At 37.9% G+C, this 16,054-nt stretch carries 14 protein-coding genes and 1 pseudogene; 11 read left to right on the plus strand and 4 right to left on the minus strand.

All coding sequences use genetic code 11. The features are described 5' to 3' along the window. Nucleotides 1–218 (plus strand): hypothetical protein (locus KPC_RS20595; protein ID WP_213065890.1); only part of this gene is annotated, 218 nt, incomplete at its 5' end. A gap of 57 nt (nt 219–275) precedes the next feature. Here the strand turns inward: KPC_RS20595 and KPC_RS09790 are convergent. The 3 genes and pseudogenes from KPC_RS09790 to KPC_RS09800 form a co-directional block, all read right to left on the minus strand. Continuing rightward, a pseudogene (locus tag KPC_RS09790) lies at nt 276–1,010 on the minus strand (IS3 family transposase); the annotation flags it as partial. A 115-nt stretch (nt 1,011–1,125) separates the two neighbouring features. Continuing rightward, the gene (locus tag KPC_RS09795; protein WP_121974193.1) at nt 1,126–1,878 is read right to left on the minus strand and encodes an IclR family transcriptional regulator; all 753 of its coding nucleotides are present in this window, start codon (nt 1,876–1,878) and stop codon (nt 1,126–1,128) included. Between the two features lie 12 nt (nt 1,879–1,890). Next, a complete protein-coding gene (locus tag KPC_RS09800; protein ID WP_121974194.1) occupies nt 1,891–2,436 on the minus strand; it encodes a VOC family protein in 546 nt (181 codons plus the stop codon). Between the two features lie 113 nt (nt 2,437–2,549). Here KPC_RS09800 and KPC_RS09805 point away from each other — a divergent pair, with 113 nt between their 5' ends. The 6 genes from KPC_RS09805 to KPC_RS09830 all read left to right on the plus strand — a co-directional run bounded on the left by KPC_RS09805 (nt 2,550) and on the right by KPC_RS09830 (nt 9,028). Further along, on the plus strand, nt 2,550–3,401 hold the full coding sequence (locus KPC_RS09805; protein WP_121974195.1) for a fumarylacetoacetate hydrolase family protein: 852 nt from the start codon (nt 2,550–2,552) through the stop codon (nt 3,399–3,401). An 80-nt stretch (nt 3,402–3,481) separates the two neighbouring features. Then, nucleotides 3,482–4,975: a bifunctional 3-(3-hydroxy-phenyl)propionate/3-hydroxycinnamic acid hydroxylase gene (locus tag KPC_RS09810; RefSeq protein ID WP_121974196.1), complete on the plus strand. Its 1,494-nt coding sequence runs from the start codon at nt 3,482–3,484 to the stop codon at nt 4,973–4,975. A 52-nt stretch (nt 4,976–5,027) separates the two neighbouring features. After that, on the plus strand, nt 5,028–6,395 hold the full coding sequence (locus tag KPC_RS09815; RefSeq protein ID WP_121974197.1) for an MFS transporter: 1,368 nt from the start codon (nt 5,028–5,030) through the stop codon (nt 6,393–6,395). Continuing rightward, nucleotides 6,388–7,116 (plus strand): 3-oxoacid CoA-transferase subunit A, encoded by a 729-nt coding sequence (locus tag KPC_RS09820; RefSeq protein WP_121974198.1) that lies wholly within the window; start codon nt 6,388–6,390, stop codon nt 7,114–7,116. The genes KPC_RS09815 and KPC_RS09820 overlap by 8 nt, the downstream gene beginning before the upstream one ends. A gap of 1 nt (nt 7,117) precedes the next feature. Then, the gene (locus KPC_RS09825) at nt 7,118–7,774 is read left to right on the plus strand and encodes a 3-oxoacid CoA-transferase subunit B (RefSeq protein WP_121974199.1); all 657 of its coding nucleotides are present in this window, start codon (nt 7,118–7,120) and stop codon (nt 7,772–7,774) included. Nucleotides 7,775–7,804: 30 nt separating this feature from the next. Continuing rightward, nucleotides 7,805–9,028: an OprD family outer membrane porin gene (locus KPC_RS09830; protein ID WP_121974200.1), complete on the plus strand. Its 1,224-nt coding sequence runs from the start codon at nt 7,805–7,807 to the stop codon at nt 9,026–9,028. 742 nt (nt 9,029–9,770) lie between these two features. Here the strand turns inward: KPC_RS09830 and KPC_RS09835 are convergent. Then, entirely contained in the window at nt 9,771–11,873 is a 2,103-nt protein-coding gene (locus KPC_RS09835) for a condensation domain-containing protein (protein WP_121974201.1), read from the minus strand. A gap of 548 nt (nt 11,874–12,421) precedes the next feature. Here KPC_RS09835 and KPC_RS09840 point away from each other — a divergent pair. Genes KPC_RS09840 through KPC_RS09855 form a run of 4 tightly spaced genes read left to right on the plus strand, consistent with a single transcriptional unit; the run spans nt 12,422 to nt 16,051 of the window. Next, complete coding sequence (locus KPC_RS09840) at nt 12,422–13,363, plus strand: ABC transporter permease (protein WP_121974202.1); 942 nt, start codon at nt 12,422–12,424, stop codon at nt 13,361–13,363. Continuing rightward, the gene (locus KPC_RS09845; RefSeq protein ID WP_121974203.1) at nt 13,363–14,310 is read left to right on the plus strand and encodes an iron chelate uptake ABC transporter family permease subunit; all 948 of its coding nucleotides are present in this window, start codon (nt 13,363–13,365) and stop codon (nt 14,308–14,310) included. The genes KPC_RS09840 and KPC_RS09845 overlap by 1 nt, the downstream gene beginning before the upstream one ends. After that, entirely contained in the window at nt 14,307–15,077 is a 771-nt protein-coding gene (locus KPC_RS09850) for an iron ABC transporter ATP-binding protein (RefSeq protein WP_121974204.1), read from the plus strand. Before KPC_RS09845 ends, KPC_RS09850 begins: the two co-directional genes overlap by 4 nt. 2 nt (nt 15,078–15,079) lie before the next feature. After that, on the plus strand, nt 15,080–16,051 hold the full coding sequence (locus KPC_RS09855) for a siderophore ABC transporter substrate-binding protein (RefSeq protein WP_121974205.1): 972 nt from the start codon (nt 15,080–15,082) through the stop codon (nt 16,049–16,051). The last annotated feature ends 3 nt before the right edge of the window (nt 16,052–16,054 follow it).

Below are 16,054 nucleotides of genomic sequence, written 5' to 3' on the forward strand. Positions count from 1 at the left end.
GGGTAGAAGTATATAAGGATAATCTTAAATTTAATTTTGATGCAGGTTATGCATCTCAATATTTGTTTTTAAGAGGAGATAGTATGAAAGATGATACTTCAATTTATCAATGTAAACATTCTACTTATATAAAATTGAAAAAAGTTATAAAAAATGAAGCAGGAGATCGCATATTTTATTTTTATGAGCCTATCGGTTGTACTCCTATAAGAAGTTGACATTTGATCCTAGTCAAAAAATCAGACAGCTACGCCCTCTAAAGTTCTAAAATAATTCTACTCAAATATCATTGGACTGAGCCAACCATTAGCAGAATATCGTCTTATACGATTGTAATAGACCTCAATATACTCGAACAGTGCTGCATTCGCTTCTTGCCGTGTAGCAAAGTTGCTGCCATGAATAATATGTCCTTTTGGCGTGTGAAAGAAACTCTCAGTCACTGCGTTATCCCAACAGTTGCCACGACGTGACATGCTTGGTATCGCTTGATCAATCCGTAAGAAGACTCTGAAACAGTACTGACTGCCTTGGTCAGAATGTACCACCACACCAACAGGGTAACCTTGTCTTGCCATTGCTGTAGCCAACGTATCACAGACTAACTGACGATCTATTCGGTGACTCGTCTGCCAGCTAATAATTCGACGACTAAATAAATCCAGGATCACGCATAAATACAACCATCCTTGCTTGGTACGGATATAAGTAATATCGGTAGTCCAGACCTTGTTCGGCTTATGCACACTAAACTGGCGATCCAGTAAGTTTGGAGCAACTGGCAAACGATGATTGGAATCCGTGGTATGGCGGTACTTTCGACAGACCTTACTTTTTAATCCAAGTCGTTGCAACATTCGTCCTACTGTCCGTTCACTTAGGTTATGACCAATATCCCGCATATCATGTACGAGTGAGGGTGCTCCAAGTCGGGCATGATGCTGCCAATACACTGTCTTGAGATCATTATACTTCTGCTGTGTCTTTGCTTGTCGATGACGCCAAGCGTGACAAAGATAGAGTCTAATTGATCAAATGTTGGATTAGGGGAGCTATGCACAGCCCCATTCGCTTAACGGATATCTTTATAAAATGCTATAAAATATAGTTCTATCAGGCCTCAAGTTATTCTGTTTTTTTACCTAACATATTGTTTTCGATCTCTGCTGCTGCACTTTTTAAAAGATCAACAATCACATCAATATTAGTCAGTTTTAAACGTTTAGACGAACTGACCACACTGAGTGCAATCGGATTGGACTTGTTGGAGTACACAATGGGAACGGCTATTGCACCGAGATGAGATTCCAATTCGCCAATAGAAAAATAGTAACCCTGTTTTTTAATATTTGACATTTTTTTGAGAAATTCAGCTTCATTTTGACTAAATTCAGTCAAAGAAAACTGTTCACGGTATTTTTCATAAAAAATCTTTTGTGTTTTAGATGTACTAAATGCCAGCATAATTTTAGGCGCACCCCCTGCATAGGGCGGGCGAGGACGACCCCGACCATAAGCCAGCAAATCAGAGTCCTTAAAACTTTGATGATGAATATCTAAGCAATAATCTTCATGTAACTGGGTCAAACAACAATCCATTTCTGTTTGTTCGGCTATATCCTGCATCAACGGAACACTATAGTGAATGACAGGATTACTACGTTGAGAAATATAGTCTAAGACAGAAATTTGCGGACCAAGCGTATATTGCCCACCATGCAAGCGTTCCAACAGGCCATGATTGACCAAATCTTTGATATAGCGATAGCCTGTTGGAATGGAAAAACTTAATTTTTCACAAATTTCGTCTGCATCCAGAATAGGTTGTTCTATTGAAAATAAAGTCAAAATATTCAACATATTATTTGATGTAGACATGAAATTCTCAGTTTAGTTGAGTGACATTAATTGCATCATTTTACCTTCCCATTCGACTCTTTGGCAAAAGCCAGGAAGTTTTCGTGCATGCGCTTCAACTTCAGCCATCAATTCTGATGCTGCTTTACTTAAATTTACTGGAATTTTCATTGGTTGAGAAACATACCAAGGTGTATCGATAAACAATTCTAAGCGGTTTCCTTCTGGATCAGGTGCATAAAAAGAAATCGCATTGCCATGTGTAATCGCATCAATATTCGGCACATTGAGTTCGATAAAGTTGTTATAAATCTCTTGTAAGGTTTCTAGACTATCTGCTTCTAAAGATATCTGGTTGATTGGATTGAAAATATCTTCATCAGGTCGACCACTTGCCAGTACGATTTGATGATGTGTTTTAGGGTCACGGCTCAAGAAAACCAATTGTACTTCACCTTTTGGTGTATTGAGGTGTCCACGATCAGTGACAAAGAAACCAAGAACCTTTGTATAAAATTCTTCCATTTTTTCAAGATCCTTCACATATATTCCGATATGGCTAAAACTGAGTCCTTTCATAAATATTTCTCAATAATTGATAAAAATGTTGACATTAAATTATAACTATACAATTATTATGTCAATAATTATTGATAATTGATAATTATGTTTTTAGATAAAGGAATATTTCTATGAAATTGTTAAGTTTCAGCAAGAATGGTCAAAGCTCTTTTGGACTAGTAAAGGATAACGCGGTCATTGATCTCAAATCCAAATTTAATCAGCAATATGCAAGTTTGAAAGATTTATTGGCAGTTGATAATTATCTTGAAAAAATCCAGTCAGTTGCAGATTCAACACCTGATTATTTACTTGCTGAAATTCAATTTGAACCTGTTATTCCAAATCCAGAACAGATTTTTTGTATCGGTCTGAACTATGCAGACCATGTTCAGGAAACTAAACGTGAAGTAACAGAAAAACCAATGATTTTCATGCGCTTATCTCCTTCCCAAGTCGGGCATGAGCAAGCACTTTTACGTCCTGTTGAAGCAGAACAGTTCGATTATGAAGGTGAAATTGCCATCATCATTGGTCAGGGGGGGCGTCGTATTTCTAAAGAAGCAGCTTGGGATCATATTGCGGGCTATGCTTGTTATAACGATGGTTCAGTGCGTGATTGGCAACGCCATACAGCTCAATGGGGGCCAGGTAAAAACTTTTTTAAAACAGGTGCTTTTGGACCGTGGATGGTTACAAGTGATGAAATCAAGGCCAATGAAGAAATGACTTTGCTGACTCGTGTGAATGGGCAAGAAGTCCAACGGGCAACAACTTCACAACTGATTCACGATATTCCTTCATTAATTCATTACATTTCAACTTTTACGCCTTTACAGGCAGGTGATGTGATCGTCAGCGGTACGCCAGGTGGCATTGGTTTGAAGCGTACACCGCCATTACTTTTATCTGAAGGTGATGTGGTCGAAATCGAAATTGATCGTATCGGTACTTTGAAAAATACTGTGAAAAATGACGCATAGAGTAAGCGGATTGATCATCATTTTGAAGTGATTTTGGAGATTTTAAATCGATAAATCTCCAATCTAAAAGGAAGAAAGAAATGGAACATTCAAAACATTATGATATTGCAGTTGTGGGCTATGGTCCGACAGGCGTAACCTTGGCCAATCTTTTACTGAAACAAGGTTTAAGTGTTTTAGTCATTGAAAGAGAAGCCAATATTTTACAGTTACCACGTGCGATTCGTTTTGATGCTGAATGTATGCGCGTGTTTCAAACAATTGGTATCACTGAGCAACTTTTACAGGAAATTGCACCGGGTCCGGGAATGAAATTTCAAGATGCCAGTGGTGAGTTATTGATTACCTGGGAACGACCTGTTGAAAAAGGCAATCAGCAATGGAGTTCTGCTTATCGGGTGCATCAACCTGATTTAGAAAAAGTTTTACGTGATCATATTGTGGATCATCCGTTGCTTGATCTGAAGTTGCGTCATGATGTTTATAAGGTGGATCAATCATCTGAATATTGCAGTATTTATTATGAAGATTTATCGAAAGGGACTTTGCATCAGGCTCAGGCAAAATTTGTCATTGGTTGTGATGGTGCACGTTCACTCATTCGTCGTCTGATTGGAACGACATTTGATGATTTAAATTTGCATAGTCAGTGGTTAGTTGTTGATTTTATAGCAAATGAAAAAGAAAATGACTTGGGTGATTATAGTATCCAATACTGCGATCCAAAACGTCCTATGAGCTATATCAAGGGTACAGGTCAACGTCGTCGCTGGGAAATCATGGTGATGCCGGAAGATGATTTAAAAAATTTAACTCAGGACGAAAAAATCTGGTCTTTACTTGAAAGTTATATTCAACCAGAGCAAGCTACGATCGAACGTGCAGCGATTTATACGTTCCATGCCTTATTGGCGAAAAACTGGGTGAAAGATCGTTTGATTATTGCTGGGGATGCGGCACATCAGACACCACCATTTATGGGGCAGGGGATGGCAGCAGGGATTCGTGATGCTGCAAATTTGGCGTGGAAATTGCAACAAGTGATTCAAGATCAGCAAGATATATCGCTGATCCAAAGTTATTTTACTGAACGCTATAGCCATGCCTCAGAGTTTATACAGGGGGCAGTGCAGTTTGGAAAAATTATTCAAAATTATTGTGAAGATATAGAGTTTCAAGTTCAGACAGCAAAATTGAAAAACTTTATTACACCTATTCCAAAGTTGGGAGCAGGTTTTTATTGCCCTGAACACCATCAGGCTGGATTTATTTCACCACAGTTTTTAGTTGAAAATCAAAAATTAAGTGATGATCTTGTTGGCTATCAATTTTCTTTGGTCATGCGAGATACATCTATTTTAAGTAGTTCAGAGTTGCAACATTTACAAGCTGAATATGCAGAACAAATGACTGTTTTAGCACCGGATGCTGCGATTTCTGATTGGCTACAAGCAGAGCAAGCCGTTGCCGCAATTATTCGACCAGATCGTTATATTTTTGGCTTTGCTCAAGATCGGGATTCGCTGATTCAACTTTTAGAACATGCAGGGATTGCCATGTTTGCACAGGTTTAATCGTGAAAATGGAGTTGTAAAACACTTTTATATGTTCACAGAGGATAGAACAATGGAAACCAAGCAAAATGATTTGCTGCAGCAAGATGCGTTAAAACTCGACTTAACAGTAAAAAAAGTACATCGTAAGTTATTATATTTTTTATTGATCCTGTTTATTTTTTCATTTTTGGATCGGATTAATATTGGTTTTGTAGGTAAACAGCTCAGTGCAGATCTTGGATTGACTGCACTTAGTTTTGGTCTTGCCAACACGATTTTCTATATTTTTTATATTTGTTTTGGCATTCCGAGTAATATGGTGCTCAAGAAATTGGGTACACGGATTTGGATCGGATTTATTATCATCGTTTGGGGGATTGCATCGAGTTGTACTGCTTTTGCGACCGATGAAAGATCTTTATATATCATCCGTGCCATCGTGGGGATTGCCGAAGCGGGCTTTTTACCGGGAATGTTGTTGTATTTAACCCAATGGTTTCCTGCGACCCATCGTTCACGTGCCAATGCTGTATTTATGTTTGCGATGCCTTTTACTGCAACGATTGGTGCAGTGGTCACGGGCTATATTTTAAATTTGCATGGTTTTCATGGTCTAAATGGATGGCAATGGGTATTTTTACTTGAAGGTTTACCTTGTGTCATTTTAGGTGTGATCGTTTTTGCTAAATTGCCGAACACGCCTAAAGACGCAAAATGGTTAACTGAAGATGAAAAAGCATTATTGGTCAATGCCTTGGAAAATGAGCATCTAGCAAAGGCTAAACAAATTCATTTGACAACAAATGATACAGCACGAACTAAACCACAACGATTTGCTTTTTTAAATAGCTCTGTTATCCGCTGCGCGATCGTATATTTCTGTATCGTGACGACTTGCGGTATGGTCAATATCTGGGTTCCACAAATTGTAGCAAACGCGATTCCAAATGCATCTTCTGTATTAACTGGTTTTATTGTCGCTATTCCGCATTTGGTTACGATGATTGCGTTGTTTTATCTGTGTAGTCATTCTGACAAAACGCAAGAACGTTATTGGCATACTTTTGTCCCGATGGTTTTAGGTGGTATGGGATGGCTCATGGCGGCTTATCTGGATACGACTTCTCTTAAATTGATTGGATTGTGCCTCGCATGTATGGCTGGCTTTAGTACGATGGGGATTTTCTGGGCTTTTGCTGATGAAAGTTTGGACAATGATTCTAAATTTATGGGTATTGCTTTTATCAATGCACTTGGTAATTCAGCGACGATCGTCAGTTCATTCTTGATCGGCTGGCTCAAAGATATTACCCATTCTTTTGCTATTGGCATGGTCTACGGCAGCGTTTTGATGTTTGTTGGCGCATTGGTGATGCTGACTTTTGCCTTGAAAAAGGTGTCTGCAAAAAATCTCAATCGAGGTCTATTGAATGAATAAGATTTCCAATTCTATTTATGCCGCACTTGCCAATATTCAAGATGGTGCAAGGATCATGCTGAGTGGTTTTGGTACAGCAGGTCAGCCCACTGAATTGATTGAGGCACTTCTTGAATGCAATTTAAAAGAACTGGAGATCATTAGCAATAATGCTGGAAATGGTGATTTTGGTTTGGCTAAATTGATTAAAGAAGGTGCTGTCCGAAAAATCATTTGTTCATTTCCTCGTGCTGCTGATGCTTATGTTTTTGATGAAATGTATCGAGCTGGAAAAATAGAATTGGAGCTTGTTCCTCAAGGTAATTTAGCTTGTCGAATGCAGGCTGCGGGTATGGGCCTGGGGCCCATTTATACGCCAACGGGCTTTGGAACTTTGCTGGCTGAGAATAAACCAACCATACATTACCAAGGTAAAGATTTTGTTTTAGAACATCCTTTACATGCAGATTTTGCTTTGATCAAAGCTGAAAAAGCTGATCGTTGGGGCAATCTAATTTATCGGAAAGCTGCGCGAAACTTCGCACCGATCATGGCGATGGCAGCGGATTGTACGATTGCCCAAGTCAATCAAATTGTTGAACTGGGGGAGCTTGATCCTGAGCATATTATTACTCCCGGGATTTTTGTGCAGCATGTCGTTCAAGTTGAACAAATATCCCGGCAAGTAGTAAGACAATCTGATCAAACATCGTCAGGGCACACATCAGCAGTTGAGAAATAGTATGTCTTATCAAAAAATGAGTCGTGAACAGATTGCCAGGCGGATTGCTGAAGATATTCCTGATGGAGCATATGTCAATTTGGGCATAGGTTTACCCACACAAATTGCCAATTATTTGCCAGAAGATCGAGAAATCATTTTACATTCGGAGAATGGTATCTTGGCTTTTGGAGCCGCACCGATGCAAGGGCAGGAGGATCTTGAACTCATCAATGCAGGCAAAGAATTTGTTACCCTGAAAACAGGTGGAAGCTTTTTTCATCATGGAGATTCTTTTGCCATGATGCGTGGTGGTCATTTGGATATTTGTGTGCTTGGCGCGTTTCAAGTGGCTGAAAATGGCGATCTTGCCAATTGGCACACAGGAAATCCTGATGCGATTCCTGCTGTAGGTGGGGCGATGGATCTGGCAGTCGGTGCTAAAAAAGTCTTTATTGCAACTGAACATCTGACTCGGCAGGGACAGTCCAAAATCGTATCGGAGCTGAGCTATCCTTTGACTGGGAAAAGTTGTGTGGATCGGATTTATACCGATTTGTGTGTATTGGATGTGACTGCTGATGGATTGGTGGTTCGAGAAAAAGTGTCAGGACTGACATTTATGGAGTTGCAATCTTTGACGGATGCCAAACTGATTGACTTAACTGAAAAGCAATAACAATTTATTTTTCATATTCAGGAAGAAAACATGAAAATTCAACATATCCTCTATGGGGTAATGGCTTCTTATTGCCTAAATTCAGTCACCCATGCTGATTTTATTGAAGATGCCAGTGGAACCGTTTATTTAAAAAATTTCTATTTCAATCGAAATTTTGATGACAATAACACTAAAACATTGAGCAATTGGTCTCAAGCCGCCAGTTTATTATGGAAATCAGGCTATACCGATACACCTTTACAATTTGGACTGGATACTAATATCCGCTATGCCTATCGTCTAAGTTCAGCGAAAAATATCGTGGATAATGTCATGCCTTATGATGATGCCAAGCAGCAGCAGGCTCAAGATCAGGTCAAGTTAGGTGCGGTTTTACGGATGAAATATTCAAAAACTGAATTGCAAATTGGTGAGCTCACTCCTCGTTTGCCGATCGTACATACCGATGTCGCGATGCAACTTCCGACGACATTTTTAGGTGGAATGCTTGAGTCAAATGAGTTTAAAAACACCAAAATTACTTTGGGGCGTTTGACCAAAGTCAGCGGACGAAACTCGGAGGATTATAGTAAGTTTCAGTTAGTTAATGGAACGACCAAAGCTCAGTCAGATGCACTAAACTTTGCTGGAATTGATTATGATTTCAAGCAACAACAGGTACGTTATTTTATTGCTGATCTTGAAGATATCTATTTGCAAAACTTTTTGAGTTATGAACATCGTTTTAAATTGGATGATCAACTCAATTTAAAATCCAATTTCTATCTCTTTGATACCCAAGATACTGGAGATGCCTTAGAGGGAAAAATCGACAGTCAGGCTTATGCAACGTTACAGACATTGAGCTATGGAAATCATGCTTTTGCTGTGGGGTATAAACATATGGCTGGTGATACCAAATTTCCATTATTAGCCAATTGGGTACCACAGCTTTATCTGGCAAACTGGTCAGTTGGGACTTTTATGCAAAAAGATGAACGTTCGTGGCAATTGCGCTATGACTATGATTTTAAAGGTTTAGGATTGGAAGGGCTAAAAACCACGCTACGTTATTATGATGGTCGTCATATTGATAATAATGGTGGAAAACGCGGTACGGAAAAAGAGTTTGATTTTATCGTCAATTATGATGTGCAAAGTGGTCCATTCAAAGGAGTGGGTATGAGTTGGTTATATGCGGATTATAAAAACTCACTTGCCAAAGACTATATCGAAAATCGTTTGGCACTGACTTATACCTATAATTTTTAAAGAATTTGTATAGATTTAAAATTTGAACACCAGAAGATGGATCGAGCCGTCTTCTGGTTTATTTTAATGTTCTGGTTGTTTTATTTTTAGGGGGGTGTTTTTTAATTTTTTTCATGGTTATTAAATTGTTCTATGATGTTGGTTTCTAAAGGGATTAATAACGGGGTGTTGGGGGGTAATGCCAATTATGGATGTCTATTGTATAAAAGTGAACTGGGAAAACTGATAGACGATTTTACTTTAAATATTCCTAAAAAAATCAGTATGTGATCTAACTATCAGAGATAGGCGCTGTTGTTGGTGCGGTAGGATTCTGCATTTAATGCACAGATTGCTGGGGGAAGAATACTGTTGAGAACAGTGAAAGGGAGCCCGTCATCCTTCACTATCGACTCAAAAGTAGCTCGCATTTGAAGTGCAGCACCATGTTCCTGCAATAAGACCTGATCCAGACTTTTAAATCGGAGTCTTTTTCTTGAGAGGAGGTTCAATCGACTAATTGGAGTCGAATTCGAAGATGTATAAATATATAGCTTGTACTATTGAAACAACAAGAAACAATGAAATCATGATGTAGTGAAAATAGAAGTAAAAAATAAATATTTTTATTGGTATTAATCAATGTCCTATATTTTTAGTTTGACTGACACCGTTTACTCCAGATATCTAAAAAGCCCTTGTTGAAACAAGGGCTTTTTGATTATGTGAAAACTTATTCTACAGTCTTGGCTAATTTGGTTGATTAGATTTGGTCTAATATTGTTTTAATACGTTCCACAATGCTTTCAAGTAGCGTTGTTGAAAAACGATGAGCTTGATAGGTGATAATCATACTAAGCTCATATTGTTCATCAATCAGATTTTCCATGATTTCGAAATGTAGTCCAAACATGGATTCATTACGTTCAGGTAAGATTTGACGATAAGGAATGTCTTGCCCTTGTGGATTTTTGAGCACGCCGTTTAATGCATTATTTGAATGAATATGAATAAAAACATCGAATAACAATCCATCTTCCGGGAGCATTCCCAGTGCTTTCTGTATATGATTAATTGGAATATCAGCATAAGCCATGGAGTTATTGATCATGGTGCTGATATTTTGTAGTAATGATTCAAATGATTGTTGGCTATTGAATAGGACTCTGTGAGCAACCATTGTTGTAAAATAGCCTACACTATCAAAAAAGTTAGGATCAGTTCGCCCTGAAGCTGATGTTCCTACAACCAGTTCTTTTAAGTTTCCCTGATGATGTAAAGCTAGAACAATGGCAGTATATATCACGGAAAAAATTGAAGAGTTTTGCTGTCTTGAGAAGGCTGATATTTTTTTATACATTTCAGGTTCAAATTTTAGTTCAAGCCATTTAACCTGAGGTGTGTTTTGCTGTGATGGAGCTGGATGGTTTGTATTGTTAAATGTTAGACCTTTAGTTGCGCCAGTTAGCATATCTGTCCAGTATTGAATATGTTCTATATGAATACCTTGTTTTTTTTGTAGTATTGAGAAGTCATGTATGGATTGAGCTGGTGTTTTCCAGTCAGGAATATGGCCATTTGCACGAGCAAAATAAGCCTGTGCCAAATCGGACATAATCGTATTTAGAGACCATTCATCAATCACCATATGATGTACTAAAAAGGAAAGTTTCTGTTGGTTATTATCTGGTTCCCGGATGATACGAACTCTCAACGGAAGTTCTTGGGAGAGGTCAAATTTATATGAAGCTTCATCAGAAAGCGTTATATGTTGACTTTCATTACTATCCCAAAACCATTTGTGTTTATTTAGCTCTGAAATAGGAACAGCTCGTTGTATCGTTTCTCCATTTTGCGTTTGAAAAAGTGTGCGTAATCCAACGTGACGTTCAATAATGTCAGTAAACGCCTGGAAAAGTACATTTTCATCAACTTCTGCCAAAAACTCTACAGCAAAAGGTAAATTATAAATTGGACTGAAATCAAAAGCAGAATAAGCTTGCCATAAAAAATCTTGTGCCAAGGTGAGGGGAGCCTGTTCAGTATTTTGAACCATATCCTGTTGGTTCTGTGCCGATTTAATTGAAGTATATTCAGCCAGACCAATGGCAGTGGGTGATTTAAAAAAATCGTTAAACCGGATTTCTATCCCGTGTTTGTTTGATAAATTTCCAATAATCCGGGTTGCAAGTAGGGAATGTCCTCCAAAATCAAAAAAATCATCATTGAGTGTCATATCGGGTTCTGCAAGTGTGCTACGAAACTCATCTAAAATGATTTCCGAGATATAAGTTTTATCTAGTTGTGTTTTATTCTCGCCGGTATTTTTATGGGAATCATGGATTAATGTATCAGCTTCAGTTAAACGTAATGGGGTATGGTTACTTGAAAAGTTTGCATAAATTGTTTTAATAGATTTTATAAAGTCAGATTTTTCATATGATTGATCAAGTATTGGGTGAAGCATTAGAACAATAAAAATACCTTGTTCAGTTTCTAGAATATGTGTAAAAAAAGGCGAATCAACTTCAGCATTCCATGTATCTGATTTTATTTTTTCAATATATTTAATTATGTTATCAATATTTAACTGCTGAAATTTAAAACAAGATGACCAGTCCTCAACTGGAAATTTGTATAGTTCTCCATCATCACTAAATTTATACCGGATATTTAAATAAGGTGTCGTTTGGACAATGTGCTGAATTACCTTCTCGAGTAATGTCTGGTCGATATTTTGTTCAATTTTCCATAAGCTGACTTGACGATGAACCTGTTCTGGCTGTTGTAATTGAAGCATCCAAATATGTTCTTCGTAGTCACTTACAGCGGTTACTGATGATGTTCCAGAAAGTTGTTGTAACATAAATGAATCCTATTTATAGGTGTAAGTGTTATATCTTCATCATTTTTCGTTTCACAAGTTTTTTACATTAGATTTAAAAATAATAAAATTCATAATGTTATCTTTTTGTGCTGTTGAAAAATCACGTTTATTCTGAATGAATTACTGGTACTACATATGATATTCCTGTACCAACAGGGGTTACATTTTATTTAAAACATACTATAATTGATTCTCATTTACATCAAGCTTATCATTAACTTTCGTGCTTTGTAGCAATTAAAAAATATTGAGTAAATAGAGAATTTATTTTTATAATTATTTGATAAATAAAGAAATAAAATGATTTATTTTTTATTGTTACATCGAAGACTGGTTGAGAAATTTAAAGATTAAAGAAAGGCTTGCATTCGCTTAAACACTGATTGAGGAACCTCCATGAGTAAGTTTAATCAGGAGAAATCATTACGAATAACTGGTTATGGGAATACTTTTAATCAATTTGTTTTGCGACAAACTTATTTAAGAACAATTTGTTTTTACCAATTGCTAAATGAGGCTTGCCACTAATGCAATTGGGTTTATTTTGCTTTTTTATTGTCCTATGCATTATATCGCTATTAGTCGGTGCCCAGCATTTGCAATGGACTGCTCTGTTTTCTTTTTCTGGAGATGCCTGGTTAACCCTCACTGCCAGCAGAATCCCCCGTTTGATAGCAATTGTTCTTACTGGCATTGGATTATCAATTTGTGGTGTGATTTTACAGCATATTGTTCGAAATAAATTTGTTGAACCAGGTACTTCTGGTGGATTAGATGCTGCCAAACTTGGAATCCTGGTGTCATTAACACTTATTCCTGTTACTGGCACGTTGAGCAAGATGTTATTTGCTATCGCATTCTGTTTTGTTGCAAGCCTGCTTTATATCTTCATTATTAGCCGAATTCGTTTTAGAAATACGGTCCTGGTTCCTGTCATCGGTTTAATGTATGGCAGTGTACTTAGTGCTTTGGCAGAGTTTTATGCCTATAGCAATAATATTTTACAAAGCGTACAGGGCTGGTTAATGGGTGACTTTTCCAGAGTGGTTCAAGGTCACTATGAAATCATTTATATCATTCTCCCGATTGTGGTTTTGACTTATCTATTTGCGCACAGGTTTACTGTAGTGGGAATGGGGGAGGAAATGGCATCAAGCTTAGGCATGAGTTATGGGGTTATTGCTGCACTTGGTTTGCTACTGGTATCTGTCACTGTTTCAACTACTGTAATTACTGTTGGTGCGATTCCATTTGTAGGATTGGTCGTACCCAATCTCGTTGCACTTAAATATGGTGAAAATCTTGCAAAAACATTACCTGTCGTTGCGTTAGGTGGGGCTTGTTTATTATTAATTTGCGACATTATTGGTCGGGTCATTATCTATCCATTTGAAGTTCCTATAGGGCTTACTGCTGGTGGAATTGGTGGATTGATTTTCCTCATATTGATTTTGAGGGGGCTTCGATAATGCGTAGCTATAAGTTTTGGTTATTTTTATCTGGCTTTTTAATTCTTACTCTTTTCTTTTTGTTTTATGACTCTAGTCTGGATTTTAACTATGTAATTCCTAAAAGATTATTACGTTTAAGTACGATTGTTTTAGGTGGTATATGCATTGCATTTTCCTCCATTATTTTTCAGACCTTGGTTGGTAACCGGATTTTAACACCTGCCATTATGGGATATGAAGCAGTCTATTTGCTCTGGCAAGTCTTGTTACTGTTTATCGTGGGAACACATGGACTCAGCTTGTTAGGTTTAAATGGTAATTTTTTTGCTTCGATTATTTTAATGCTGCTTTATTCATGGGCAATCCATCGCTGGCTTTTGCCACGTGGTAGACATGATGTGTTCATGCTGTTGCTGTTTGGCCTGGTCTTAACCATGGTGATTGGGACAGTTACGCAGTTTATCCAACTCAAAATTAGTCCGGGCGAATTTTCCGTTTTTCAGGGTCTCAGCTATGCGTCTTTTAATAGATCTCAATCTGAAACATTGGTATATGCCTTTATTGCTGTTGCACTGGTGTTCTGGATAGGACGAAAAACCTTGCCAGTATTGGATGCAATGGCATTGGGACGTGAACAAGCAATTTCTCTTGGGGTGGATCATGTACATTACGTCCGATTGTATTTTGGATTAATCGCCATACTTGTTGCTGTTTCGACCAGTTTGATTGGACCTACCGCATTTATGGGGGTTTTTATCGCCAATATTGCCTATGCATTTGCAGGAAGCTTTAAACACAAGATTACTTTGCCACTAGGCAGTGCTATTGCCATCACGATTTTCATTGTTGCTCAAATTCTGGTTGAGCATGTTTTTAACTATAAAACCACCGTCAGTATTCTTGTCAATCTTGTATGTGGCATCTATTTCCTTGTGCTGACGGTTCGTTCCAGAGGTGTTACATGATCACTGTCCAGAATATTCATAAATCATATGGCAGTAAAGCGGTTCTTTCTGATGTCAGTGTTGAATTTCCAGCCCAACAAATAACGTCACTGATTGGTCCTAATGGTGCAGGTAAGTCGACTTTATTGATGATGATTGCCCGGTTACTTGAGCCAAATACTGGTGAGATTTTATTAAATAAACAAAATGTTGCCGATATTCCAACAGCCGAATATGCCAAATTGGTCGCTACACTGCGCCAATCTCCAGGATTTAATTTACGTTTAACTGTCGAGGAACTGGTTGCTTTTGGTCGCTTTCCATATAGCCATGGAGTACTCACCAAATTTGATCAGCAAATGGTTAATGAAGCAATTGATTTTCTCTCGCTCGACGCATTGCGTCATTCATATATTGATGAGTTAAGCGGTGGTCAACGCCAAATGGCTTTCTTGGCAATGACAATTGCCCAGCAGACAGATGTTCTTTTATTGGATGAACCTTTAAATAACCTTGATATGAAGCACGCTGTACAGATTATGCGTGCATTACGACGTTTGTGTGATGAGCATGGGCGAACAGTCATTTTAGTCATTCACGATATAAATTTTGCAGCGAATTATTCAGACCATATTGTCGCTTTAAAAAACGGGCAGCTGTGTTTTAGCGGTCCAACACAACAAGTCGTCACAGAAACGCGATTAAGTGAATTGTACGAACTTGAATTTGAAATTACACACAGCGAGCGTGGCTGTATGTGCAACTACTTCAACTCATCAGGAGCTTGAATATGAAATGGAAAAAGACCTACTGGGCGCTGGCATTTGCAATGACAGCAATCATTACTTTACAAGGATGTGAAAAAAAAGTTACGAATCCAGAACAGGCTGCTCAAAAATTAGCGACTCCAATCACGATTAAACATGAGCTTGGCCGTACTGTGATTGATCATTTACCTCAACGTATTGCAGTGCTTGATATGAATGAAGCCGATTTTTTGGATCAGCTTCAAGTACCATTTGCAGGAATGCCTAAGGATTTTGTTCCACACTTCCTTGGAAAATACAAAAACGATTCAAAAGTTCAAGATTTGGGCTCCATTGTACAACCTAATATAGAACGTATTTATGCACTTAAGCCTGATCTGATTTTGATGACTCCCATTCAGGCAAATAAATATAAGGAGCTGACTGAAATCGCTCCAACATTACACTATGACATTAACTTTAATAATAGTCAGAACAAACATATCGAGACTGTAAAAAGTCATCTAATGAGTTTAGGACAAATTTTTCATAAAGAAGATTTGGCACGTCAGAAAGTGGCTGAGTTAGATGCTGAAGTGAAAAAAGCTCGTGAGGTGACAGCAAATCGTCCAGAAAAAGCGTTAGTGGTATTACATAACAATGGTGCTTTTAGCAACTTTGGTATTCAGTCACGTTATGGATTTATTTTTCATGATCTAGGTGTGAAACCAGCGAGTACCGTTGTAGATAACAGTCTACATGGGCAACCAATTTCGAGTGAATTCATCAAGCAGGCTAACCCGGATATTCTCTATATCGTAGATCGTACAGCTGTGATGGAACATCGACCAACAATAGATGCAACGAGTGTAAGCAATCCTTTATTACGTGAAACAAAAGCATGGAAAAACGGCCATGTAGTCTTTGTGGATGCTGATGCTTGGTATATCACTGCGGCAAGTCCGACATCTTTAAAAATTTTAATCAATGATGTGATTAAAGGCTATCAGAAGTAACTT

The organism is Acinetobacter stercoris (assembly GCF_900323515.1).
Lineage (GTDB): Bacteria > Pseudomonadota > Gammaproteobacteria > Pseudomonadales > Moraxellaceae > Acinetobacter > Acinetobacter stercoris.

Bases quoted from the DNA above. Each gene is read 5' to 3' on its own strand.
- KPC_RS09795 (WP_121974193.1), bottom strand. From the start codon at position 1,878: ATGTCTACATCAAATAATATGTTGAATATTTTGACTTTATTTTCAATA.
- KPC_RS09800 (WP_121974194.1), bottom strand. From the start codon at position 2,436: ATGAAAGGACTCAGTTTTAGCCATATCGGAATATATGTGAAGGATCTT.
- KPC_RS09805 (WP_121974195.1), top strand. From the start codon at position 2,550: ATGAAATTGTTAAGTTTCAGCAAGAATGGTCAAAGCTCTTTTGGACTA.
- KPC_RS09810 (WP_121974196.1), top strand. From the start codon at position 3,482: ATGGAACATTCAAAACATTATGATATTGCAGTTGTGGGCTATGGTCCG.
- KPC_RS09815 (WP_121974197.1), top strand. From the start codon at position 5,028: ATGGAAACCAAGCAAAATGATTTGCTGCAGCAAGATGCGTTAAAACTC.
- KPC_RS09820 (WP_121974198.1), top strand. From the start codon at position 6,388: ATGAATAAGATTTCCAATTCTATTTATGCCGCACTTGCCAATATTCAA.
- KPC_RS09825 (WP_121974199.1), top strand. From the start codon at position 7,118: ATGTCTTATCAAAAAATGAGTCGTGAACAGATTGCCAGGCGGATTGCT.
- KPC_RS09830 (WP_121974200.1), top strand. From the start codon at position 7,805: ATGAAAATTCAACATATCCTCTATGGGGTAATGGCTTCTTATTGCCTA.
- KPC_RS09835 (WP_121974201.1), bottom strand. From the start codon at position 11,873: ATGTTACAACAACTTTCTGGAACATCATCAGTAACCGCTGTAAGTGAC.
- KPC_RS09840 (WP_121974202.1), top strand. From the start codon at position 12,422: ATGCAATTGGGTTTATTTTGCTTTTTTATTGTCCTATGCATTATATCG.
- KPC_RS09845 (WP_121974203.1), top strand. From the start codon at position 13,363: ATGCGTAGCTATAAGTTTTGGTTATTTTTATCTGGCTTTTTAATTCTT.
- KPC_RS09850 (WP_121974204.1), top strand. From the start codon at position 14,307: ATGATCACTGTCCAGAATATTCATAAATCATATGGCAGTAAAGCGGTT.
- KPC_RS09855 (WP_121974205.1), top strand. From the start codon at position 15,080: ATGAAATGGAAAAAGACCTACTGGGCGCTGGCATTTGCAATGACAGCA.